This window comes from Acinetobacter seifertii (assembly GCF_000368065.1).
GTDB classification, from domain to species: domain Bacteria; phylum Pseudomonadota; class Gammaproteobacteria; order Pseudomonadales; family Moraxellaceae; genus Acinetobacter; species Acinetobacter seifertii.
Map to the genome: position 1 here is coordinate 134,388 of NZ_KB851199.1, position 22,792 is coordinate 157,179.

The 22,792-nt window shown below is 40.3% G+C and carries 21 protein-coding genes; 11 read left to right on the plus strand and 10 right to left on the minus strand.

Features of this window, described 5'->3' with window-relative positions; all coding sequences use genetic code 11:
* Positions 1-250 precede the first annotated feature (250 nt).
* The 3 genes from ilvC to F985_RS05600 are packed head-to-tail and all read right to left on the minus strand — an operon-like array spanning position 251 to position 3,515.
* On the minus strand, positions 251-1,267 hold the full coding sequence (ilvC, locus tag F985_RS05590; RefSeq protein ID WP_004698717.1) for a ketol-acid reductoisomerase: 1,017 nt from the start codon (positions 1,265-1,267) through the stop codon (positions 251-253).
* 32 nt (positions 1,268-1,299) lie between these two features.
* On the minus strand, positions 1,300-1,791 hold the full coding sequence (gene ilvN, locus F985_RS05595) for an acetolactate synthase small subunit (RefSeq protein ID WP_004698718.1): 492 nt from the start codon (positions 1,789-1,791) through the stop codon (positions 1,300-1,302).
* Complete coding sequence (locus tag F985_RS05600; RefSeq protein ID WP_004698721.1) at positions 1,791-3,515, minus strand: acetolactate synthase 3 large subunit; 1,725 nt, start codon at positions 3,513-3,515, stop codon at positions 1,791-1,793. The genes ilvN and F985_RS05600 overlap by 1 nt, the downstream gene beginning before the upstream one ends.
* Positions 3,516-4,018: 503 nt before the next feature.
* On the opposite strand from F985_RS05600, the gene F985_RS05605 reads away from it, so the two are divergent.
* The 7 genes from F985_RS05605 to F985_RS05635 all read left to right on the plus strand — a co-directional run bounded on the left by F985_RS05605 (position 4,019) and on the right by F985_RS05635 (position 13,582).
* A complete protein-coding gene (locus F985_RS05605) occupies positions 4,019-4,363 on the plus strand; it encodes a DUF4124 domain-containing protein (protein WP_004698723.1) in 345 nt (114 codons plus the stop codon).
* A 187-nt stretch (positions 4,364-4,550) separates the two neighbouring features.
* Positions 4,551-7,175 carry a leucine--tRNA ligase gene (gene leuS, locus F985_RS05610; protein ID WP_004698724.1) on the plus strand — a complete coding sequence of 875 codons (2,625 nt, stop codon included), beginning with the start codon at positions 4,551-4,553 and terminating at the stop codon, positions 7,173-7,175.
* 27 nt (positions 7,176-7,202) lie between these two features.
* A complete protein-coding gene (locus tag F985_RS05615) occupies positions 7,203-7,712 on the plus strand; it encodes an LPS-assembly lipoprotein LptE (RefSeq protein WP_004698727.1) in 510 nt (169 codons plus the stop codon).
* A 20-nt stretch (positions 7,713-7,732) separates the two neighbouring features.
* The gene (holA, locus tag F985_RS05620; RefSeq protein WP_004698728.1) at positions 7,733-8,722 is read left to right on the plus strand and encodes a DNA polymerase III subunit delta; all 990 of its coding nucleotides are present in this window, start codon (positions 7,733-7,735) and stop codon (positions 8,720-8,722) included.
* 108 nt (positions 8,723-8,830) lie between these two features.
* The gene (locus tag F985_RS05625; RefSeq protein ID WP_004698731.1) at positions 8,831-10,168 is read left to right on the plus strand and encodes a MacA family efflux pump subunit; all 1,338 of its coding nucleotides are present in this window, start codon (positions 8,831-8,833) and stop codon (positions 10,166-10,168) included.
* A 2-nt stretch (positions 10,169-10,170) separates the two neighbouring features.
* Positions 10,171-12,165: a MacB family efflux pump subunit gene (locus F985_RS05630; protein WP_004698732.1), complete on the plus strand. Its 1,995-nt coding sequence runs from the start codon at positions 10,171-10,173 to the stop codon at positions 12,163-12,165.
* A gap of 22 nt (positions 12,166-12,187) precedes the next feature.
* Positions 12,188-13,582, plus strand: coding sequence for an efflux transporter outer membrane subunit (locus tag F985_RS05635; protein WP_081401244.1), 1,395 nt, complete (start codon positions 12,188-12,190; stop codon positions 13,580-13,582).
* Between the two features lie 68 nt (positions 13,583-13,650).
* Here F985_RS05635 and F985_RS05640 read toward each other — a convergent pair whose 3' ends face one another.
* From F985_RS05640 to orn, 3 genes are all read right to left on the minus strand, one after another.
* Positions 13,651-14,454, minus strand: a complete 804-nt coding sequence (locus tag F985_RS05640; RefSeq protein WP_004698737.1) for an enoyl-ACP reductase FabI — start codon at positions 14,452-14,454, stop codon at positions 13,651-13,653.
* A gap of 136 nt (positions 14,455-14,590) precedes the next feature.
* Positions 14,591-15,322, minus strand: a complete 732-nt coding sequence (locus tag F985_RS05645; protein WP_004698738.1) for a Bax inhibitor-1/YccA family protein — start codon at positions 15,320-15,322, stop codon at positions 14,591-14,593.
* 156 nt (positions 15,323-15,478) lie between these two features.
* Positions 15,479-16,045 (minus strand): oligoribonuclease, encoded by a 567-nt coding sequence (orn, locus tag F985_RS05650; RefSeq protein ID WP_004698740.1) that lies wholly within the window; start codon positions 16,043-16,045, stop codon positions 15,479-15,481.
* A 125-nt stretch (positions 16,046-16,170) separates the two neighbouring features.
* On the opposite strand from orn, the gene rsgA reads away from it, so the two are divergent.
* The 4 genes from rsgA to secB all read left to right on the plus strand — a co-directional run bounded on the left by rsgA (position 16,171) and on the right by secB (position 18,498).
* Positions 16,171-17,229 carry a ribosome small subunit-dependent GTPase A gene (gene rsgA / locus F985_RS05655; RefSeq protein ID WP_004698743.1) on the plus strand — a complete coding sequence of 353 codons (1,059 nt, stop codon included), beginning with the start codon at positions 16,171-16,173 and terminating at the stop codon, positions 17,227-17,229.
* Between the two features lie 97 nt (positions 17,230-17,326).
* A complete protein-coding gene (locus tag F985_RS05660) occupies positions 17,327-17,743 on the plus strand; it encodes a rhodanese-like domain-containing protein (protein WP_004698745.1) in 417 nt (138 codons plus the stop codon).
* 11 nt (positions 17,744-17,754) lie between these two features.
* Positions 17,755-18,012: a glutaredoxin 3 gene (gene grxC / locus F985_RS05665; protein WP_002114715.1), complete on the plus strand. Its 258-nt coding sequence runs from the start codon at positions 17,755-17,757 to the stop codon at positions 18,010-18,012.
* Positions 18,013-18,039: 27 nt separating this feature from the next.
* Positions 18,040-18,498 carry a protein-export chaperone SecB gene (gene secB, locus F985_RS05670; protein WP_004698753.1) on the plus strand — a complete coding sequence of 153 codons (459 nt, stop codon included), beginning with the start codon at positions 18,040-18,042 and terminating at the stop codon, positions 18,496-18,498.
* 67 nt (positions 18,499-18,565) lie between these two features.
* On the opposite strand, the gene F985_RS05675 is transcribed toward secB, so the two are convergent.
* The 4 genes from F985_RS05675 to F985_RS05690 form a co-directional block, all read right to left on the minus strand.
* Positions 18,566-19,222, minus strand: a complete 657-nt coding sequence (locus F985_RS05675; protein WP_004698754.1) for a 4'-phosphopantetheinyl transferase family protein — start codon at positions 19,220-19,222, stop codon at positions 18,566-18,568.
* 112 nt (positions 19,223-19,334) lie between these two features.
* Positions 19,335-20,744, minus strand: coding sequence for a ribosome biogenesis GTPase Der (der, locus tag F985_RS05680; protein WP_004698756.1), 1,410 nt, complete (start codon positions 20,742-20,744; stop codon positions 19,335-19,337).
* Positions 20,745-20,931: 187 nt separating this feature from the next.
* On the minus strand, positions 20,932-22,077 hold the full coding sequence (bamB, locus tag F985_RS05685) for an outer membrane protein assembly factor BamB (protein WP_004698758.1): 1,146 nt from the start codon (positions 22,075-22,077) through the stop codon (positions 20,932-20,934).
* Entirely contained in the window at positions 22,077-22,775 is a 699-nt protein-coding gene (locus F985_RS05690) for a YfgM family protein (protein ID WP_002053293.1), read from the minus strand. Before F985_RS05690 ends, bamB begins: the two co-directional genes overlap by 1 nt.
* Between the last annotated feature and the right edge of the window lie 17 nt (positions 22,776-22,792).

Consider the following 22,792-nt stretch of genomic DNA (forward strand, 5'->3'; position numbering starts at 1 on the left):
AATATTAGTAAATTTGACTTTTTTAGTCAGTTATAAACAATAACATTATCTAACATTTGGTCAAGTATTTTTTACTTTAGAAATCAATAAACTAAACAAAAATTAAGCATCCAATTATATGAAAAATATAGGATTTCTTGAGTCTAGTTCAGCTGACCTTAATGATGATTTTTTAAGCTTGGTTTTTAGCTGAATTAAAATAAAAAACCCTGCATTAAGCAGGGTTTTTTAGAAACACTAGAAAAGAGACTTAGTTTTTCTCTTTATCTACGATTTTGTTTGCTTGAATCCAAGGCATCATCGCACGTAACTTATTACCAGTTACTTCAATACCATGTGCAGCATTTTGACGACGACGAGCTGTCATAGATGGGTAGTTCAAGGCACCTTCTTGAATGAACATCTTCGCGTATTCGCCAGATTGAATACGTTTTAATGCATTACGCATTGCTTCACGAGATTGTTCGTTAATTACTTCAACGCCAGTTACGTATTCACCATATTCAGCGTTGTTAGACACTGAGTAGTTCATGTCAGCGATACCGCCTTCGAACATCAAGTCAACGATTAACTTAAGTTCGTGTAAGCACTCGAAGTAAGCCATTTCAGGAGCATAACCAGCTTCAACTAAAGTTTCGAAGCCCATTTTAACAAGTTCAACTGCACCACCACAAAGAACTGCTTGCTCACCGAATAAGTCAGTTTCAGTTTCTTCACGGAATGAAGTTTCGATAATACCTGTACGACCACCACCTACGCCAGAAGCATAAGAAAGTGCAACGTTACGCGCATTACCAGAAGCGTCTTGGTGAATTGCGATTAAGTCAGGAACACCTGAACCACGTTGGAATTCTGAACGTACTGTGTGACCAGGAGCTTTAGGCGCAACCATGATTACATCTAAGTCTTTACGTGGAACAACTTGGTTATATAGAACAGAGAAACCATGAGCAAATGCTAAAGTCGCGCCTTCTTTGATGTTTGGCTCAATCACGTCACGGTAAAGTTGTGATTGGAATTCATCTGGAGTCAAAATCATTACGAGGTCAGCTTGCTTAACTGCTGCTGGAACTTCAGCAACTTTAAGACCCGCATTTTCAGCTTTCTTCCAAGAAGCTGAACCAGCACGTAAACCTACAGTTACGTCTACGCCTGAGTCTTTAAGGTTAAGTGCATGTGCATGACCTTGAGAACCGTAACCAATAATCGCTACTTTCTTGCCTTGGATGATTGATAAGTCACAGTCTTTGTCGTAAAAAATTTGCATTTGTGTTCTCCGCTAAAATACTTTTTAAAAAATTAAATGGCTAAAACTTTTTCGCCACGGGCGATACCAGATACCCCTGAACGAACGACTTCTAGAATGGTGTTTTCTGAAAGCGCATCAATAAAACCATCTAATTTTTCAGTTGTCCCTGCTATTTGAATGGTATAGGTTGTTGATGTCACGTCTACAATTTGCGCACGGAAAATATCCGCTGTACGCTTAATTTCAGCACGTGAAGCACCTAACGCTTTTACTTTAATCAACATCAGTTCACGTTCAATGTGTGAACCTTCCGATAAATCTACTACTTTTACAACTTCAACAAGTTTGTTGAGTTGTTTCGTAATCTGTTCAATTTTATGGTCATCACCATAAGTGGTTAACGTTAAACGTGATAACGTAGGATCTTCGGTTGGGGCAACATTCAACGTCTCAATGTTGTAGTTACGTTGACTGAATAAACCCACCAAACGAGAAAGCGCACCAGCTTCGTTTTCAACGAGTACAGAAATAATATGTCTCATTATGTACGCTCCCCTTTACCTAACCACATATCCTTCATGGACTGACCTGCGATCAACATTGGATATACATGTTCTGTGCGATCAACCATAACGTTGATGAATACACATTTATCATTAATCGCCATTGCTTCAGCAAGCTTTGACTCTAATTCATCAGCATGATCAATTTGAATACCAACATGGCCATAAGCTTCCATCAACTTGCCAAAATCAGGCAATGATTCAACATATGAGCTTGAGTGACGGCCTTCATAGTTCATATCTTGCCACTGTTTAACCATACCTAAAGCACGGTTATTCAAGCATAAGATCTTCACATTCATGCCGTATTGCTTACAAGTTGAAAGCTCTTGAATACACATTTGAATTGAAGCTTCACCCGTAATACAAACAACTTGTTGATCTGGGAAAGCAAGCTTCGCAGCCATGGCATAAGGTAAACCAACACCCATGGTGCCAAGACCACCAGAGTTGATCCATTGACGTGGACGTTTGTACTTGTAGTACAACGCACCAAACATTTGATGCTGACCAACGTCTGAAGTAATGATGGCATCACCATTCGTTACTTTATATAAAGCTTCAACAACTTGCTGAGGCTTCATTGTGCCATCAGTCGGTGTTTCAAACTTCAAGCCATGAACTTTACGCCATTCATTAATTTGATCCCACCATGCAGCAATCGCTTCAGGGTTTGGCTTAGACACATTCAATTGTTTCAACTGGGTCAACATTTCCTGAAGTACAGGCTCAACTGCCCCTACAATTGGAATGTGCGCCATAATTGTTTTTGAAATGCTTGCCGGGTCAATATCAATATGAATAACTTTGGCATTTAAACAGAATTTTGCAGGATTATTAGTTACTCGGTCATCAAAACGAGCACCTACCGCAAGAATGACATCAGCATTATGCATTGTCATATTTGCTTCATAAGTACCATGCATACCTAACATACCCACGAACTGTGGATCGTCGCCCGGGAAGCCACCAAGGCCCATAAGCGTGTTAGTTACTGGATAACCTAATAAATGAGCGAGTTCAGTTAATAATGCTGAGGCATTACCTTGAACAACACCACCACCCGTATAAATGATAGGGCGCTTTGCACTTAAAAGTTCATCAATCGCTTTACGAATTTGACCAGAGTGACCACGTGAAGGTGGTTGATAAGAACGCATCTTCACTTTTTCAGGATATTCGTATGCAAATTTTTCTGCTGGATTAGTCGCATCTTTAGGAATATCGACTACAACTGGACCAGGGCGACCACTTGATGCGATATAAAATGCTTTTTTGATAATTGCAGGAATTTCACTTGCGTGACGAACTTGGAAACTGTGTTTCACGATAGGACGTGAAATACCCACCATATCAGTTTCTTGGAAAGCGTCTTCACCAATAAGATGTGATGCAACTTGGCCAGACAAAATCACCATTGGGATTGAGTCCATATAAGCTGTTGCAATTGGAGTTACTGTATTGGTTGCGCCAGGTCCTGAAGTGACCAGTACTACGCCAGTCTTACCTGTAGCACGTGAGTAAGCATCTGCCATATGACCGGCAGCTTGTTCATGACGTACGAGGTAATGATTGATTTTGTCTTGTTGAAATAGCGCATCATAAATATGTAATACAGCGCCGCCTGGATAACCAAAAACATGTTCAACGCCTTCGTCCGCAAGAGCACGAACGAGCATTTCACCACCAGATAAAAGTTCCAACGTGATTCACCCTAAATTCTTTATCACTATTTATGGAAGGCACAAATAGTGTTTCATTCATTGAATTGTCTGCACTGTTATAGCACACATATTGTCTAGTTTTCGTTGCAATAGAAAAATTTCTGTTTTTCAGCCGTATAAGCTTTTTTAACATTAATAAAGCATGTCTGGATATACATACTTTAGTAAAATCAATCTCTCGGCTAGAGAGAATGTCTATTACAAAACATGACGGTTATTCGAAGGGTGATCAAATAATCGCATATAAAACTAAAGAAAGCATTTTTGTTGTTTAATTCACTAAAGTCAAGATTAAAGGAAAGGTTTTTCCATAAAAAAAACTAGCTGACGTTTTTTTAATCTAATATCGAATCGTAAATTTGATCACCCTGCCCCATTATTTATATAAAAAACACTCTTTTTGATATAAAACCACTCATTCTAAATTGCTTATTTATGAACTTTATTTAAATATAGTCAGTATTTTTTGGGGAACATCTAATATGAACCTATCTTATTTAAAAACAAGCTTATATACAGCAGTCGCAACAGCGATTTTAGTTTGCTCAAGTCAGAGTCAGGCAGAGCAATATTACAAATGGGTAGATAAAAGTGGCTCGACACACTACACCACGACACCACCGCCTAAAGGCGCGAAACATTTGAACACAGTTTCGACTTATGGCACCCAGCCACCTGTAAAGAATTCGACACCAACACCAGAACAACAAACTCAAGATAAAACAGATAAAGTAGTACCAGCAGCTAACGCGGTACAGGAAAAAAATACAACCGTAGCAGCAGCTCCACCTGCGGCGCCGGCTCCATCTGCTACAGCACCACGTTAAGTAAAAGAAGAGTGGTGAATACTTTCAACACTCTTCCATGATTTAAAATAAAGAAGAATGAGTTGGGAAATTTTTATAGCTCATATTAAAAGATAAAATCGTGATCTAAAAACTGACATTTTCCTGTATTTTGCGCTATGCTGTGCAGCAATCTTTCATTTCAATTTTCGTTGTATAGCTTACGTCTATGACTATTTCTCACATTGACCCAGAATATCAAGCAAACACGATTGAACCATCAGTCCAACAAGATTGGGAAAATCGTAAAGTCTTTAAAGTTGCCGACACTGTCGAAGGTAAACATCGTTACATCCTGTCAATGTTCCCTTACCCAAGTGGCAAACTGCACATGGGTCATGTGCGTAACTATACAATTGGCGACGTAATTAGCCGTTTTTACCGTCTAAAAGGCGAAACCGTGCTACAACCAATGGGTTGGGACGCATTTGGTTTACCTGCGGAAAACGCTGCAATTGCCCATAAAGTTGCTCCGGCAAAATGGACATTTGAAAACATCGCTTACATGCGTGACCAATTAAAAAAATTAGGTCTATCTGTAGATTGGGACCGTGAATTTGCAACTTGTACACCAGAGTACTACCACTGGGAACAATGGTTGTTCGTTCAACTTTATAAAAAAGGCTTAATCTACCGTAAACTTTCAACAGTAAACTGGGACCCGGTTGACCAAACAGTTTTAGCTAACGAACAAGTTGAAAATGGTCGCGGATGGCGTTCTGGTGCATTGGTTGAAAAACGCGATATTCCAATGTACTACTTCCGTATTACGGACTATGCACAAGAATTATTAGACGACCTAGACACTTTACAAGACGGCTGGCCTCAACAAGTGTTGACCATGCAACGTAACTGGATTGGTCGCTCTACTGGTATGGAAATTACTTTCCCATCTGCCAATACCGAAATTTATGCTGACGGCTTAACTGTTTATACAACACGTGCTGACACGCTTATGGGCGTGACATATGTTGCTGTTGCAGCAGAACACCCTCTTGCGCTTAAAGCTGCTGAAAACAACCCTGAATTGGCTGCATTTATTGAAGAATGCCGCATGGGTTCAGTTGCAGAAGCTGACTTGGCAACAGCCGAGAAAAAAGGCATGGCAACAGGCTTGTTTGTAAAACACCCTGTAACTGGTGAACAGCTTCCTGTCTGGATCGCAAACTACGTATTAATGTCTTATGGTTCTGGTGCAGTGATGGCTGTACCAGCACATGACGAACGTGACTTTGAATTTGCGAATAAGTTCAGCTTACCAATTAAGCAAGTGATTGATGCCAAAGGCGCTGACGATGCAGACTACTCTGCAACTGAGTGGCAAGAATGGTACGGTTCTAAAGAAGGTAAACTTGTTAACTCTGGCGAGTTTGATGGTTTAGAATTCCAAGCTGCGTTTGACGCATTCCTTGCGAAATTAGAACCACAAGGTTTAGCAAACTCTAAAGTTCAATTCCGTTTACGTGACTGGGGTGTTTCTCGTCAACGTTACTGGGGTTGTCCAATTCCAATGATTAACTGTGATACTTGTGGTCAAGTCACAGTTCCAGAAGACCAACTTCCAGTTGTATTACCAACTGACGTTGTTCCAGATGGTTCAGGTAACCCGCTTAATAAAATGCCTGAATTCTATGAAACGAAATGTCCTTGCTGTGGTGGCGATGCACGCCGTGAAACAGATACATTGGATACATTCGTAGAGTCATCTTGGTACTATGCACGTTATGCGTCTCCAGACTTCACTGGCGGTATGGTGAAACCTGAAGCAGCTCAAAACTGGCTTCCTGTAAACCAATACATTGGTGGTGTTGAACACGCGATTCTTCACTTACTTTATGCACGTTTCTTCCACAAATTAATGCGTGATGAAGGCGTTGTACAAGGTAATGAACCATTTACTAACTTGTTAACTCAAGGCATGGTGCTTGCAGATACATTCTATCGTGAAGCAGAAAATGGCAAGAAAACTTGGTTCAACCCTGCTGACATCGAATTAGAACGCGATGAAAAAGGTCGTATTCTTTCTGCAAAATATTCAGGTGACGGTCAAGAAGTGATTATCGGCGGACAAGAAAAAATGTCTAAGTCGAAAAATAACGGTATTGACCCACAAGCAATTATTGACCAATACGGCGCAGATACCGCACGTGTATTCATGATGTTTGCTGCTCCACCAGATCAATCTTTAGAATGGTCTGATGCAGGTGTTGAAGGTGCTAACCGTTTCTTGAAACGTGTATGGCGTCTGGTAGCAAGCTTCCTTGAAAAAGGAAACGCTGCAACTGCAATCGATACAGCAAACTTGTCTAAAGATGCTCAAGATTTACGTCGTAAGACTCACGAAACGATTCAAAAAGTAAGTGATGATATTGAACGTCGTCATGCATTCAATACTGCTATTGCTGCTTTGATGGAATTGTTAAACGCAAGCAACAAGTTTGAAGCAAAAGATGACAATGATGTTGCTGTAGAACGTGAAGCAATCACCACATTGTTAACGTTACTTGCTCCATTTGCACCGCATTTAAGTCAAACTTTATTGACTCAGTTTGGTACAGACTTAACAGCAGCAATCTTCCCTGAGGTTGATGCTTCTGCATTAACACGTAATACCCAAACGATTGTTGTACAAGTAAATGGTAAACTTCGCGGTAAACTTGAAGTTTCTGTCGATATTTCTAAAGATGACTTATTAGCTCAGGCTAAAGCATTACCAGAAGTTCAACAGTTCTTAACAGGATCAACCAAAAAAGAAATTGTGGTTCCAAACAAATTGGTTAACCTCGTGGTTTAATTACAGGTATTAATGAGAGGATCAAGCATGCACTTAGCCAAACGTTTAGCCGCTGTTGTTTTAACCTTAGGCCTTAGTGCAGGCTTAGTCGGGTGTGGTTTCCATTTAAAAGGAACTAACCCGACTGCGACTCCACTTGTTTATAAAAAGTTAAGCCTTGAGTTACCGGCAAAAACCGATGACCTAGAAACACAATTAAAAGTGTATTTAGCTGCAAATGGCGTTCAGTTCAGTAATGATAACGATGCGTATGTTCTTCATGTTTTAGAGTACACACCGCGTCGTCAACTTCTAAATGGTAAGCTTACAGAAGTGTTGTTACGCTTGACTGTGACTTTCCAAATTGAAGACCGTCAAGGTAACAAAATTACCGAGCCACGTACTTTAACTGCATCTCGTAGTTATCAATACGACTTGGCAACGGTTAACACTGAGAACCAGCAAGAAGGTTACTTACAACGTATTGTGATTGATGACATTGCACAGCAAATTACTCGTCAAATTTCAGCAAACCGCTTACCAAAAGCTCAACCATAAGATTTAATTGTTCTTAAGTAATGAAACTTGACTATTTACAAGCTCTTAAACGCATTCCGGAAGCCCGGGGTGCGTGGATTCTGCATGGACAGGAACCATTACTTGAACAAAACTTATTAGATACTTTCCGCAAAAGCTGGCAGCAGCAAGACATTGAAAGACAGCGCTATGACATTAGTAGTGTGAGTGACTGGAAAAATGTTTTTAATGCACTGAACAGCTTGTCTTTATTTTCGCAGCAACTTGCGATTGAAGTTCATGGCAATATCAAGCCCGATGCAAATGGTCTAAAACAGCTTAAAAGCTATATCCAGCACAATGAAACGAACTTACTGTTAATTGTTTTACCTAAACAAGACAGTAGCAGTTTAAAGTCTGCTTTTTTCCAAGTTGTTGAAGCAAACGGCGTTGTGGTTGCTTTAACTGCCAACTACCCGCAAGACCGTCAAAGAATTTTAACTGCCGAAGCAGACAAGCTTGAAATTCAACTCGACAATGACGCTTGGCAGTGGCTCATGCAGCATCATGAGCACAACTTACTCGCTGCTAAAAATAGCTTAATGCGCGTACGAGATACTTTCCCTGACCAAAAGCTGATTCAAATTGAACAGTTATATGCATGTCTACAAGATCAATCTCGTTACACCACTTACGATTTAAGTGATGCTTTATTAGAAGGTAATCTTGCCCAGTCGATTAAGATTTTCCAGTATTTAATTGGTTCTGGTGAACCTGAAAGCCTGATCTTATGGACATTAAGTAAAGAAATGCGTTTACTGATGCAGTTGTTTGAACAACCGCATAATGCATTGCAACTAGGAATCTGGAAAACAAAAGTTAGCTTATATCAACAAGCTTTGAGAAGACTCAATCCACAACAGTTTTTAGGCTGGTCTACTCTACTCTTGCAAATCGATGCAGCGATCAAAGGCATGTCGAATGAAAATGCCGAACATTTAATGCAACAGGCCATTGCCGAGTTGTGTGGGAAAACATTATTTATACAATAGCGCTTAGAAATTGGGCGGCTGCTTTTGTTGAAATATCATAAAAATTCACGTTTTATCCTCATTTGACTTTTATACTAAGTGAAATTTTAGACTTTTCGACCTCTTGCCATGCCAAAAATAAAGCCAATTAAACTCGTTATTATTGTCGTCTGTATAGCAGTTATTGCTGCGCTAGCTTGGAAATTTTTAAAGCCTAAACAGCAGCAGCCTCAATATATTACCGCAGAGGTAACTCGCGGAGACATTGAAAATAATGTACTTGCCACAGGTACACTTGATGCAACCAAACTGATTAGTGTCGGTGCTCAGGTGTCTGGTCAGGTTAAAAAAATGTATGTGCAACTTGGTGATCATGTAAAACAGGGCCAACTGATTGCACAAATTGACTCAACTACCCAAGAAAACAGTTTAAAAACATCTGATGCCAACATTAAAAACTTAGAAGCTCAGCGACTTCAACAAGTGGCATCTTTAAATGAAAAACAACTTGAGTATCGTCGTCAGCAACAAATGTATGCTCAAGATGCGACACCTCGTGCCGACTTAGAATCAGCTGAAGCTGCTTATAAAACAGCTCAGGCACAAGTTAAAGCATTAGATGCACAAATTGAGTCTGCGAAAGTTACTCGTTCAACAGCACAAACAAATATTGGCTATACACGTATTGTTGCACCAACTGATGGTACGGTTGTTGCGATTGTGACTGAAGAAGGTCAAACCGTAAACGCAAATCAAAGTGCTCCAACGATCGTTAAAATTGCAAAACTACAAAATATGACGATTAAAGCACAGGTAAGTGAAGCCGATATTATGCGAGTAGAAAAAGGCCAACAAGTCTACTTCACTACTCTAGGCGATGAAACTAAACGCTATGCGACATTGCGTCAGATTGAACCAGCTCCAGATTCAATTTCTAGTGAAACAACAAGTACGACAAGCTCAACTACAAGTTCAGCCGTTTATTACAACGCTTTATTTGACGTTCCAAATACAGATGGCAAATTACGTATTGATATGACTGCTCAAGTTTATATCGTACTAGATTCAGCAAAGAATGCTTTACTGGTTCCATCTTCTGCTTTAAGTAATAAACAATTTTCTGGTCAGAAAAAATCTGGTCAGGCTACAGACAAAGCTGCTTCAACTCCAAGTGCGGAAAGAAAACAGACAGGTAATGGTGCTCGTTTAGAACGCTTAAATTTAACTGCTGAACAAAAACAACTGGTTGAACAAGGTAAGGCAACGCTTAGTGTAGTGCGTATTTTACAAGCAGATGGAACAACTAAACCGACTCAAATATTGGTAGGTATTAACAACCGTGTAAATGCTCAAGTACTTGCCGGATTAAAACAAGGTGACCAAGTTGTGATTGCAGACAGTTCAGATACTTCTGCTGCTTCTGCAAATAGTGGTAATAATCGCCGCCGTGGCCCAATGGGAATGTAAGCATGACAAAACAAGCTTTGCTTGAAGTCAGCAATCTGGTCCGGGAATTCCCTGCTGGCGAAAGCACGATACAAATTTTAAAAGGCATTGACCTTACTATTTATGAAGGTGAACTTGTTGCCATTGTCGGTCAGTCCGGTTCTGGTAAATCAACACTCATGAATATTTTAGGCTGTCTGGACCGCCCAACGAGTGGTAGCTATAAAGTTAATGGCCAAGAAACAGGTAAACTTGAACCCGACCAGTTAGCGCAGTTACGCCGTGAATATTTTGGTTTTATTTTCCAGCGCTATCATTTACTCGGTGACTTATCTGCCGAAGGTAACGTTGAAGTCCCAGCTGTTTATGCAGGTGTTACACCTTCTGATCGTAAACAGCGTGCAACCGCCCTACTCACTGAATTAGGTCTGGGCACAAAAACTCAAAACCGACCAAGCCAGCTTTCGGGTGGTCAACAGCAACGTGTTTCAATTGCACGTGCCCTCATGAATGGTGGTGATGTGATCTTGGCCGATGAGCCAACGGGTGCGCTCGATTCACATAGCGGTGTTGAGGTCATGCGAATTTTGCGTGAACTTAATGCCGCTGGTCATACCATTATTTTGGTTACACACGATATGCAAGTTGCAAAAAATGCAACGCGTATTATTGAAATTAGTGACGGAGAAATTATTAGTGACCGTCCTAATGCTCCAGACCAATCTACAGAAGAAGTTAAATCTGACCCAGATGCAGCCCCTGCTCTACAAAACAAGCAGAAAAAAGGTAAAAGTATTTCGGCTTGGCGCTCAACTTTAGACCGCTTATCTGAAGCTTTCCAAATGGCTTTACTGTCCATGAATGCCCACCGTATGCGTACCTTCCTCACCATGTTAGGTATTATTATCGGGATTGCTTCCGTGGTAACGGTTGTCGCACTGGGTAATGGCTCGCAAAAGCAGATTTTAGAAAATATTAGCGGTCTCGGTACCAATACCATTACAGTGTTTCAGGGTAAAGGTTTTGGTGACAACTCCAAAACAGCCAGTTTTAAAACTCTGGTCCCTGCCGATGCTGATGCATTAATGACCCAGCCTTATGTAAGTGCGGTCAGTCCAATGGTTAGTACATCAAAAACAATGCGTTATCAGCAAAATGAAGCAAACGCGACTATTAACGGTGTGAGCAACGATTATTTTGATGTAAAGGGTTTGGTTTTTAAAGATGGACAAACCTTTGATCAGCGTAGTGTACGTGACCGTTCACAAGATGTTGTAATTGATACCAATACACAAAAGCAGTTCTTTAGTGATGGTACTAACCCAATTGGGCAAGTGGTATTACTCGGTAGTGTACCGGCTCGTATTATCGGGATTGTAGAGCCCCAAACTAGCGGTATGGGTTCAGATGACACACTCAATGTATATATGCCCTATACCACAGTCATGAGCCGCATGTTGGGACAAGCCAATGTCCGTAATATTGTGGTTCGTATTAATGATCAATACTCAACTAGTGCAGCCGAAAATGCGATTGTTAACTTACTAACACAAAGACATGGCGCTCAAGATATTTTCACCATGAACAGTGACAGTATCCGTCAAACCATTGAGAAAACAACCAGTACTATGACGCTTCTAGTTTCAGCAATTGCTGTCATTTCTCTTGTAGTTGGTGGTATCGGTGTAATGAATATTATGTTGGTTTCGGTGACTGAACGTACACAAGAAATTGGGGTACGTATGGCTGTCGGCGCTCGACAAAGTGATATTTTGCAGCAGTTCCTAATCGAAGCAATTTTAGTGTGTTTAATTGGTGGTGTACTCGGCGTATTGCTTTCGCTGGGTCTAGGGCAGCTCATTAACAAAGTAGCCGCAGGTAATTTCGCAGTGGCATATTCGACGACTTCGATTGTGGCTGCATTTGTTTGCTCAACATTAATTGGCGTCGTATTCGGTTTCTTGCCTGCCAAAAATGCCGCAAAACTCGATCCTGTTGCAGCACTATCACGAGAATAAGGAAAATTGCATGTCTTTTTCAATGACTAAACTTAGCGCAGCACTTCTCCTCACCAGTTCTCTTGTGGGATGTGCAGCAATGGTGAAAACACCTTACCAAGCGCCGTCTGTACAGGTTCCGGGTAGCTTCCAATACGATGCAACTAAAACAAAAACAGCATCAGTCGAGCAATATTCTGACCGTTGGTGGAGGCTTTTTAACGATGCACAGCTTAATCAGCTTGTAAACAACGTATTAGAGCGTAATAGCGATTTAGCTGTTGCAGGAATCACCTTAAAGCAAGCTCGTTTAAAAGCTGATTTAACTGCAAATCAACAAGGCTTACGTACCAGTTCAAGTGTTTCTACAGGTCATACTTTTGATTTAAATTCAGGTGATGACAGCTCTAAAGGCTTATCAATGAGTGCGGGCGTAAGCTATGAGCTTGATTTGTTTGGCAAGCTTGCTCGTCAAACCGAAGCGAGCAAATGGGAAGCCTTGGCAACTGAACAAGATTTGCAGTCTACAGGGCAAAGTCTGATTGCTACTACAGCGAAACTCTACTGGCAACTCGGCTATTTAAATGAACGTTATGCAACTGCGCAGCAAAGCTTAGCCACTTCACAAAAGCTTTATCAGTTGGTTCAAACCCAATATAAAGCTGGCGCAGTTTCAGGCTTAGACCTCACGCAAGCCGAACAGTCTGTTCAAAGCCAGAAAGCAAGTTTAAGTCAAATTGAACAACAGCTTGTTGAAACCCGTACAGCCATTGCAGTGTTATTGCATCAACCTGTACAACAGCTCAACATTCAAGAACCACAACGTTTACCGCGCACTGCACTCCCTGCTATTGGTGCTGGTTTACCAGCGGATATTTTGTCACGTCGTCCAGACTTGCAAGCAGCCGAGCTTCGCTTACGAGAAACTCTAGCAACCAAAGATGCAACAAAAGCAAGCTACTATCCATCAATTAGCTTAACCAGTAGTTTAGGTTCAAGTAGCACGTCGTTAACGGAGTTATTACGTAACCCTGCCCTCACACTTGGGGCGAGTTTAAGCTTACCGTTTTTGCAATATAACGATATGAAAAAAAATATTGCGATTAGCGACCTAGACTATGAAAAAGCGATTATTCAATATCGCCAAACGCTTTATCAAGCTTTTGCTGATGTAGAAAATGCGTTATCAAGTCGTACTGAACTCGACAAACAAGTAGAGTTTCAAGCACGTAATGTTGAACTTGCAGAAAAAACCGAACGTTTAACTGAAGTGCGTTATCGTTATGGTGCTGTTGCATTGAAAACACTTCTCGATGCTCAGCAAACTACACGCACTGCGCGCTTGAGTCTTGTTGAAACCAAGCAAAGCCAATACAACGCTTATGTTACCCTTATGCAGGCGTTAGGTGGTTCGCCTGTAAAAGAGTTGCCGCAATAACTTGCGCCCACTAAAAAAGCCGTAGTCATTCAACTACGGCTTTTTTATGTCTGAATAAATTTTAAAACTTATTCATCATCCATCATAGATTGGCTCATACCTACAGTATTGAAACCACCATCTACATATAGAATTTCACCAGTAATACCTGAAGCCCAAGGTGAGCATAGGAATAACGCGGCATTACCTACTTCTTCAATCGTTACGTTACGCTTTAATGGTGCAACTTTTTCGTTAGCATCTAACATTTTACGGAAAGATTTAATACCAGAAGCAGCTAAAGTACGGATTGGACCTGCAGAAATCGCGTTTACACGGATACCATCAACACCTAAGCTTGATGCCAAGTAACGAACACCAGCTTCTAAAGATGCTTTCGCCATACCCATTACATTGTAGTTAGGCATAACGCGCTCAGAACCTTGGTAAGTCAAAGTTAATAAACAACCTTGGCGAGCTTGTAATAAAGGTTTTGCAGCACGTGCCATTGCAACAAAGCTGTATGCGCTAATGTCATGAGCAATTTTAAAACCGTCACGGTCAGTCACGTCAGTGAAGTCACCGTCAAGTGTGTGTGCAGGTGCAAAGCCAATTGAGTGCACAACACCGTCTAGGCCATCCCAATGTTTTGCAAGTTCCGCAAATGCATTATCAATTTCAGCATCAACTGCAACATCACATGGAAACACAAGCTTAGAACCGAATTGCTCAGCAAACTCATCTACACGTTTTTTTAATTTTTCGTTCGGATAAGTAAATGCAAGCTCAGCACCTTCACGGTGTAATGCTTGGGCAATACCAAAAGCAATTGATAATTTACTAGCAACGCCTGCAATCAAAAAGCGCTTACCTGCTAAAAGTCCTTGTGTCATGCCGATCTCACTCAAAACAATTTTCAGCATAATGCCAATATTCATCAGTTTTCGAAATTGCATAATGCATCTTTTTTCAAAAATCGCACGAAAAAAAATCGCCCCTATAGCGGAGCGACTTTTTATGATCTAAATTTTAGTCATCAGACAATAAGCCAAGTAGACGTAAGAACGAGATATACATCCAGACTAAAGTTGCAAGCAACGCAATACCACACAACCATTCCATGAATTTTGGAGCACGATATGCTGCGTTAGTTTCAATTAAATCAAAATCTAAAATTAGGTTAAGTGAAGCAATAACTGCAACGAATGCAGCAAAACCAATTCCTAACCAGTTACTTTCAAAAATATAAGGAACGCTTGAGCCAAACGCTAAGCGCATCACCATCTGCACGATAAATACAATAAAGATCGCTAAAGATGCAGAGATCACAACTGATTTGAACTTTTCAGTAGCGCGTATAATTTGAAACTTATATAAGCCAAACATCACTAAAGTGGTTACGAAGGTTGCCAATAAAGCTTGAAGAGGAACGCCAGGATATTTCAACTGGAAAGTAAACGAAATACCACCTAGAAACGCCCCTTCAAATAAGGCATACGGAATTGCCAATGTTGGCGCAGTTGTTGGTTTAAACGTTGTAATTAAAGCTAAAACCAAGCCACCAATTGCACCCACAATTGAAGCTGCATAAGCAATACCAACATTTGCAGTAAAGGCTGCATAGAAAAATAAAGCGACACCCACTGCGGCAGCAATGATGGTCAACATCACAGATTTTTGAATCGCACCTTGCACGGTCATCGGTTGACTATAGTCACTGACCGTTTCAACGCGAGTCAGTATCGGGTTATTACTTTGCATAAATGCTCTCTTTTTATAATAAATAAACTTAAAACATCATTTTAAGCAAAATGAATATGAAAGCCAAATTAGCCATTGGCATTATTGTAACAAGGTCCTAGCAGCAACAAAAAAGGAGGCTACTGCCCCCTTTTCATTTTTACTTGAACAACGTCATTAATCTTTACCATCAGTATTCATAATGAAAAAGTATTCACGGTAATATTTAAGTTCAGAAATTGAGTCACGAATATCATCCATTGCCAAATGCGATGCATTCTTTTTCAGACCGCTCATAATTTCAGGGCGCCAGCGTTTTGAGAGTTCTTTGATCGTAGATACATCAAGATTACGATAGTGGAAATACTGCTCAAGCTCAGGCATTAAACGATGTAAGAAACGGCGATCCTGACAAATCGAGTTACCACACATTGGTGAAATTTTTGGATTGACCCATTTTTTTAGGAATTCTAAAGTCTGTAACTCAGCATCACGGGCCGTCAACTTACTACGACGAACTCGTTCAATTAAACCTGACTGGCCATGCTGGCGAGTGTTCCACTCATCCATTGCATTTAAAATACGATCAGGTTGATGAATAGCCAAAACCGGACCTTCGGCAAGTACATTTAAATGATCATCTGTAATAATTGTTGCGATTTCAATAATCTGGTCGTTGTCGGTATCTAAACCGGTCATTTCCAGATCAATCCAAATTAATCGTGTATTTAAAGTACTGCTCATGTATGTACGTTCTAAAATGCCGTAAAAACATCAATAGTAGCAAATTTCTTGCTTCTGCGCTGTAATTCCATACCAGCTTCGTGCTATTTTTGCGGTCTTCAAACAATGGTTTTTTTGGGATATGAATGGCTCTAATTCGTAAGCGTCGTTTAACTGAGCAACAGCAACGTCGTATTGAAAAACAGCATAAAACTCGCCAAGAAGAAGTCGATACTTCACAAGATCTAGATGGGCTGGTTGTACAGCACTATGGCCGTCAACTTGAAGTACAGGCACTTTCTGTACCCGAGCATCACCCAGAAAAACCTCAAGTTGCCGAAGGCGAACCAGAACCATTCTGGAAACCAATTGAGCTCAAAAGCGTATGGCGTTGCCATACTCGAACTAATCTTGAGTTACTTGTAACTGGTGATCGTGTTAAATGGCAGGCAGACCCAAATACGGGTTTAGGCATTATTACAGCCATTCACCCACGTACTTCATTGCTTACTCGTCCAGATCGCTATCACAAAGTAAAACCTGTGGCAGCCAATATCAGTTTAATCGTTATTGTTTTTGCTCCACTTCCAGAACCAGCACCTACTTTGATTGACCGCTACTTAGTGGCATGTGCAGATGCAAATATTCCTGCTCTTTTAGTGCTGAATAAATCAGATTTACTCACTGAAAACGATCCGATTCTCGACATGCTCAAAGAGTATGAAGATTTAGGTTATGAAAGCATGATTTGTCATTCTAAAGGTGATATTTCAACATTATCTCAACGACTTGATGGTGAAACCGTTGCCTTTGTTGGTCAGTCAGGTGTTGGTAAAAGCTCGCTTATTAATGTGCTTATTCCAGATGCTGAGCAGAAAACCAATATCATTTCTGAAAACTCTGCACTTGGCCAACACACCACGACTTCTACGCGCTTAATCAACTTTGGTAAAAATGGTGCCTTAATTGATTCGCCAGGAATTCGTGAGTTTGGGCTTTGGCATCTCGATTTAGAAAAAATTCGTATGGGTTTTCCTGAAATTGAAGCGCATTTAGGTTCGTGTCAGTTCCGTAATTGCACGCATACTCATGAAAAGAACTGTGGCTTAAAGCAGGCCGTTGAAGCGGGTGAAATTTTGCCACGACGCTTAGACAGCTTCTTACGTTTAATCGATGAGATTCAAGAAGCGCAGCAAAAAAACTAATTTTCTACCCCTTTTGCCCTTGAAGTGGTGATTTTGATCACCATCTATATACGCTATACTCTAGGTCAATTTTGTTTTTAATTTTTTTAGGTGACTTGTGGAACGCTGGTTAGAGTTTATGGGGAATCACCCCATTTTGTTTGGTACACTCGGAGTCTTGATCGTATTGTTCTTCATTTTTGAAGGTCAACGTAACGGTCGTAAAATTTCTCCACAGTCGCTTGGTATTTTAGTGAAAGCGAAGAATGCTATTTTAATTGACTTACGCGATAGCAAAGACTTCCGCGAAGGTCACATTAGTGGTAGTCGCAATATTCCTTATAGCCAAATTGCAAGTCATGCTGATGAATTAAAAGCAAGTGACCGTCCATTGGTATTTATTTGCAACCTAGGGCAAGTTGCTGGTAGTGCTTTACAAAAAGTCGCTCACCATGACAGCTATCGCCTCGATGGTGGTATCAGTAACTGGAAAGCTCAAGGCTTACCTCTCGTTAAAAGCAAACCAAAAGCTTAAGGAGAATTGTCATGGCAGCAAATGTCATTGTTTACTCAACTTCTGTATGCCCATATTGCGTTCGCGCGAAACAATTACTTGAGCGTAAAGGTGTTGCTTACAAAGAAGTAAATCTTTCTGTTGAAGCACCAGAAGTACGTGTTGAATTAATGCAACGTACCAATCACCGTACTGTTCCACAAATTTTTATTAATGATCAGTTTATCGGTGGTTTTGACCAACTTTATGCTTTAGAGCGTGAAGGTAAACTCGACGAATTATTGGCTTAACCTCGCATCCATATTAAGGAAAAAACAATGAGCGAAGAACAACAAGTTCAACCACAATTAGCTTTAGAGCGTATTTATACAAAAGATATTTCTTTTGAGGTTCCAGGGGCACAAGTTTTTACTAAACAATGGCAACCTGAACTTAACATCAATCTTTCTTCTGCTGCAGAAAAGATTGACCCAACTCACTTTGAAGTATCTTTAAAAGTTGTGGTTGAAGCCAATAATGACAATGAAACAGCGTTCATCGTAGATGTAACTCAATCTGGTATTTTCTTAATCGATAACATCGAAGAAGATCGCTTACCTTACATTTTGGGTGCATACTGCCCGAACATTTTATTCCCGTTCTTACGTGAAGCTGTAAATGACCTAGTCACTAAAGGTAGCTTCCCTCAATTACTTCTTACTCCTATCAATTTTGATGCAGAGTTCGAAGCAAATATGGAACGTGCTCAAGCTGCTGCTGTTGAAGGTCAAGCTTAATTTATAGCTTGCTCTAAACAAAAAAACCGCGTAATTCGCGGTTTTTTTATATCTACTGTTTCGTTTGTTAGCCATCAAGCGAATGAAGCTGAATAGAAGGAAACTGAAACCCACGGCAAGACTGCTCGGAACGCCATGCGACCGTTAAAATCATGTTACCTAAGATAAAGTTTTGATAAGCAAACGTTCCAATAAGTTCATGCGAACATAATCCACCATGATTGGTAGGATGCGCTTGAGTATTTAAAGTATTTAAATCCAAACGTATACCAAGACCTGAAGCTTTTAAAACAGCTTCTTTAGTGGTCCAGACCTTAAACCAAAACTCTCTATCTTGTTCTAGATTTTGCCATGTTACATATTCATCAGCGTGAAAAGCATGTTGTGCCAGACAATCTAAACGTACTTTACGATCCAGTTCTTCAACATCTATACCAATATCTTTAACACGTTCACTTAATGCCAAAGCATAATATTGCTGACTATGCGAATGGTTAAAATGCAAAGTATGATCCAATAAATAAGGTTTGCCATATTCATGTTTTGCAAATTGCAAATCTTTTGGGTTTACACTTAACTTTTGAGCTAATAACTTATTTTTAATGTGCTTTATTTGCTGCTTTTTATAATCATTAAATGTACGAAAGTCGGGAAAGTCTTTTTGTTGTTGTTTTAAAAATGTATCTAGCTTTCCTGTATAGACTTCAATATTTCTCTCAATCATTTTTAAATCCATTCTATCTGGGAGTAAAGCTAATATAAAAGCAACAATAACTTATTAAACCATATAATAAAAAGCCCAAAGAATACTTTGGGCTTTTTTACATTCATACAAATTAACGGTTAAATTTCTTTTCCGCTTTCTTGAATTTCTGAATATAACGACGACGACGCGCAGCTGTACGCTCATCAACCTGACTCTTACGACCTTCAAACGGGTTTTCAGAAGTTTTAAAGTCAATACGAACTGGCGTACCTTCAAGTTTATATACTTTACGGAACACGTTCTCTAAGTAACGGCGGTAGTCCGCAGGTGTTTTATCAACCTTGTTACCATGAATCACAATAGTCGGTGGGTTTTGTCCGCCCATGTGCGCATAACGCATTTTAATACGTTTTCCACTAATCATTGGTGGTTGGTGAGCTTCTGTTGCATCACTCAAAATTTGAGTTAATTTTGCTGGTGATACTTTTAAGTTCGCAGACTCATAGGCACGATGGATAGAAGGATATAAATCACCTACCCCTGTTCCATGCAGTGCAGAAATTAAATGAATTTTTGCCCAAGGGATAAAGTCAAAACGACGTTCAACATCAAGCTTACATTGTTTACGGTCGTACTCGCTCATGTTATCCCATTTGTTAATGGCGATTACCATGGCACGACCAGCTTCAAGCGCATAGCCAATTAAATGTAAGTCTTGCTCAACAATACCTTCACGTGCATCGACCACAACTACGACAACGTGTGCATCTTTCATTGCCTGTAAAGTTTTAACAATTGAGAACTTCTCAATCATTTCATCAACTTTACCTTTACGACGCACACCCGCTGTATCAATTAAGGTGTATTTACGGCCTTCACGCTCAAACGGAATATAAATAGAATCACGAGTTGTACCCGGTTGGTCAAATGCGACTACACGGTCTTCACCAAGTAAACGGTTTACCAGCGTTGATTTACCTACGTTTGGACGACCAATAATGGCTAAACGTAAGCCAGTGTCTTTGTCATGTTCATCTGGGTTTTCATCTTCTGGAACTTCTGCAAGTACATCTTCAAGCATTTGCTGTACGCCACGACCATGGCTCGCTGCAACTTGTAATGGTTCACCCATACCAAGTTTATAAAACTCAACTAAAGCAGCTTCAGCATGAACACCATCTACCTTGTTCGCAACAAGATAAATTTTCTTACCTAAAGTACGAAGTTCACGAGCAATTTGCTCATCAGAAGCTAACAAACCGGCACGCGCATCAACTACAAAAATAATAATATTTGCTTCGTTGATGGCTGTTTTTGACTGCTCGGCCATGTAGTTATCGATACCGCCTTCACTTTCACCGATACCCCCAGTATCAACAACAATGAAAGACTTATTTTGATAAGTCGCATCACCATATTTACGGTCACGAGTCAGACCCGCGAAGTCGGCTACAAGTGCATCACGACTCTTGGTAATCTGGTTAAATAACGTTGATTTTCCGACATTCGGACGACCAATGAGCGCAATAACGGGTTTCATACAATAACCTTAATCAAGACCAGCCATATCTCATGGCATGAGCATTAGAAACAATACAGGAGATATATTTTAAGGTCAGATATGACCATAATAAAAGACGGGGCTTTGAACTGATTTAATTCAAACACCCCGATATTTTTTAACAGCGTAATTTGTTAAGCGGCTATTTTAGCACAAGCGAACAAAATTAACGATTCTGCCAAATACTTAAATCGCCTTTTTGGGTCGAAACGTAGAGTTGATTCTCAATAACACGTAATGTATTGACCTCACCACTTGTTTTAGAACGTCCTACCAATTTACCTGTTGTTGGGTCGATCAAGTGTAAAACACCATCCAAATCACCGACTATTAAATTTTGGCCTAATACAACAGGATTACTTAAATGACGATTCAATAAGCTGTCATTTTGCCAAAGCTGCTCGCCTGTCGTTAAATCATAAGCAGTCAGCTTGCCATCAGTTGACGAAACAAATACTTTATTGTCATAAACTTCTGGACGTTTGGTACTGCTTGAATCTTCACTCCAGACTACACGTTGAGAAGCCAAATCAGTCACTGTGACTTGCCCTTGGAAGCTTGTTGTCACCATAAGCTGGCCTGCAACAACTGGATCACCATCAATATCGATCAGGCGTTGAACATCAGAACGACCTTCACTTACCGCAACACGACGTTGGAAACGTGGAATACCGCTAATGATATCAATTGCATAAACATAAGCATTTGCTGAAGCAATTAAAACAGTGCGTGAATCAAGGCTCACTGGCGATGGCTGACCGCGCAGACTAAACTGAACGTTTGGCAATTTGTACGCCCAGACTTGTTGTCCTGATGATGCATCATGTGCAAAAACAGTACCGTCATTTGCAATCGTAATCACACGTCCAGACTGAACTAAAGAAGGACTTAATAATGCACCAGATAATTGTGCAGTCCATTTTTGTTCACCTGTTGCTTGATCTAAAGCAAATAGCTGACCTTTGCTGTTACCCACAACAACAATACCTTCAGCCGCTTCAACACCAGAGCTTAAGCCCAATTTACTTACTTTTTTCTCCCAAAGACGTTGTTTGCCGCGATATGCTGCAACTTCACCTTTAGGATCAAGTGTAAAGACAACGCCTTCATTAGCGTCAAGTTGTAAACGTAATGGATCTGCCTTATTCGTAGAAGAAACACTGCGTGAAAACACCGGTACTAGAGCCTTTGTCGACTCAGTCAATTTCGGTAGTGGATTTGGTTTTGCTTCTTTTACTTTGTTGCTAGAACATCCCACCAATACAGCTGATGCGATTGCAATTGCCAAAGGCAGTTTGAATTTCTGATTCATTAAGACTCTTCCACCTGTGTTTCCAAAATTGGGCGCTCAATCTGTGGATCTTCAACTAAAACGCCAACACTTTCGAGTTTAATTTGTAAAATTTGTCGCTCTTGTTTACGTTCCAGTAACGAATCCCATGCAGCTTGATACGCTTTTTTAGCAGAATCAATATCTTTCTTCGCAACAAAGATATCACCACGTAACTCTTCTACTGTTGCTTTAAATGCCGGATCGACATTACCAGACAAAGTTTTTAGAGCTTCATCATATTTGTTTTGCGCCAATTGTGCATCTGCTAAACGCAATTTTACAACCTGAATCAGTCCTTCATCTTTTACTTTTGAGTTTTCAACTTTTTTCAAAGCTTTTTCAGCAGCCGCATAATCTTGTTTTTCATATGCAAGCTTTGCCAATACAAATTGAGTTTGTATTGCCTGAACTGAATCAATATCATCTTTTACAAGTTTATCTGCCGAAGCTGTTATTGAAGCTAAAGCATTTGGATTATCGGCTGTTGCATTTGCCTCATCCATTAACTGCTGTACTTTCGCAGTTTCAGTCTGACTCGTTGCAAGATTTCTTTTTTGCCAATATTCCCACCCAAAAAAGGCAATCAATGCAATGAGAATCCCGCTAATCATGGCAGAACCATATTTTTTGGCGAACGACTTTAAGCTGTCGAATTGTTCTTCATCACTTAAGCTCATGTGATTGTCCTTTTCCA

Excerpts from the sequence above, each read along its gene's own strand:
- ilvC (WP_004698717.1), bottom strand. The coding sequence starts at position 1,267 with ATGCAAATTTTTTACGACAAAGACTGTGACTTATCAATCATCCAAGGC.
- ilvN (WP_004698718.1), bottom strand. The coding sequence starts at position 1,791 with ATGAGACATATTATTTCTGTACTCGTTGAAAACGAAGCTGGTGCGCTT.
- F985_RS05605 (WP_004698723.1), top strand. The coding sequence starts at position 4,019 with ATGAACCTATCTTATTTAAAAACAAGCTTATATACAGCAGTCGCAACA.
- leuS (WP_004698724.1), top strand. The coding sequence starts at position 4,551 with ATGACTATTTCTCACATTGACCCAGAATATCAAGCAAACACGATTGAA.
- F985_RS05615 (WP_004698727.1), top strand. The coding sequence starts at position 7,203 with ATGCACTTAGCCAAACGTTTAGCCGCTGTTGTTTTAACCTTAGGCCTT.
- holA (WP_004698728.1), top strand. The coding sequence starts at position 7,733 with ATGAAACTTGACTATTTACAAGCTCTTAAACGCATTCCGGAAGCCCGG.
- F985_RS05625 (WP_004698731.1), top strand. The coding sequence starts at position 8,831 with ATGCCAAAAATAAAGCCAATTAAACTCGTTATTATTGTCGTCTGTATA.
- F985_RS05630 (WP_004698732.1), top strand. The coding sequence starts at position 10,171 with ATGACAAAACAAGCTTTGCTTGAAGTCAGCAATCTGGTCCGGGAATTC.
- F985_RS05635 (WP_081401244.1), top strand. The coding sequence starts at position 12,188 with ATGACTAAACTTAGCGCAGCACTTCTCCTCACCAGTTCTCTTGTGGGA.
- F985_RS05640 (WP_004698737.1), bottom strand. The coding sequence starts at position 14,454 with ATGACACAAGGACTTTTAGCAGGTAAGCGCTTTTTGATTGCAGGCGTT.
- F985_RS05645 (WP_004698738.1), bottom strand. The coding sequence starts at position 15,322 with ATGCAAAGTAATAACCCGATACTGACTCGCGTTGAAACGGTCAGTGAC.
- orn (WP_004698740.1), bottom strand. The coding sequence starts at position 16,045 with ATGAGCAGTACTTTAAATACACGATTAATTTGGATTGATCTGGAAATG.
- rsgA (WP_004698743.1), top strand. The coding sequence starts at position 16,171 with ATGGCTCTAATTCGTAAGCGTCGTTTAACTGAGCAACAGCAACGTCGT.
- grxC (WP_002114715.1), top strand. The coding sequence starts at position 17,755 with ATGGCAGCAAATGTCATTGTTTACTCAACTTCTGTATGCCCATATTGC.
- secB (WP_004698753.1), top strand. The coding sequence starts at position 18,040 with ATGAGCGAAGAACAACAAGTTCAACCACAATTAGCTTTAGAGCGTATT.
- F985_RS05675 (WP_004698754.1), bottom strand. The coding sequence starts at position 19,222 with ATGATTGAGAGAAATATTGAAGTCTATACAGGAAAGCTAGATACATTT.
- der (WP_004698756.1), bottom strand. The coding sequence starts at position 20,744 with ATGAAACCCGTTATTGCGCTCATTGGTCGTCCGAATGTCGGAAAATCA.
- bamB (WP_004698758.1), bottom strand. The coding sequence starts at position 22,077 with ATGAATCAGAAATTCAAACTGCCTTTGGCAATTGCAATCGCATCAGCT.
- F985_RS05690 (WP_002053293.1), bottom strand. The coding sequence starts at position 22,775 with ATGAGCTTAAGTGATGAAGAACAATTCGACAGCTTAAAGTCGTTCGCC.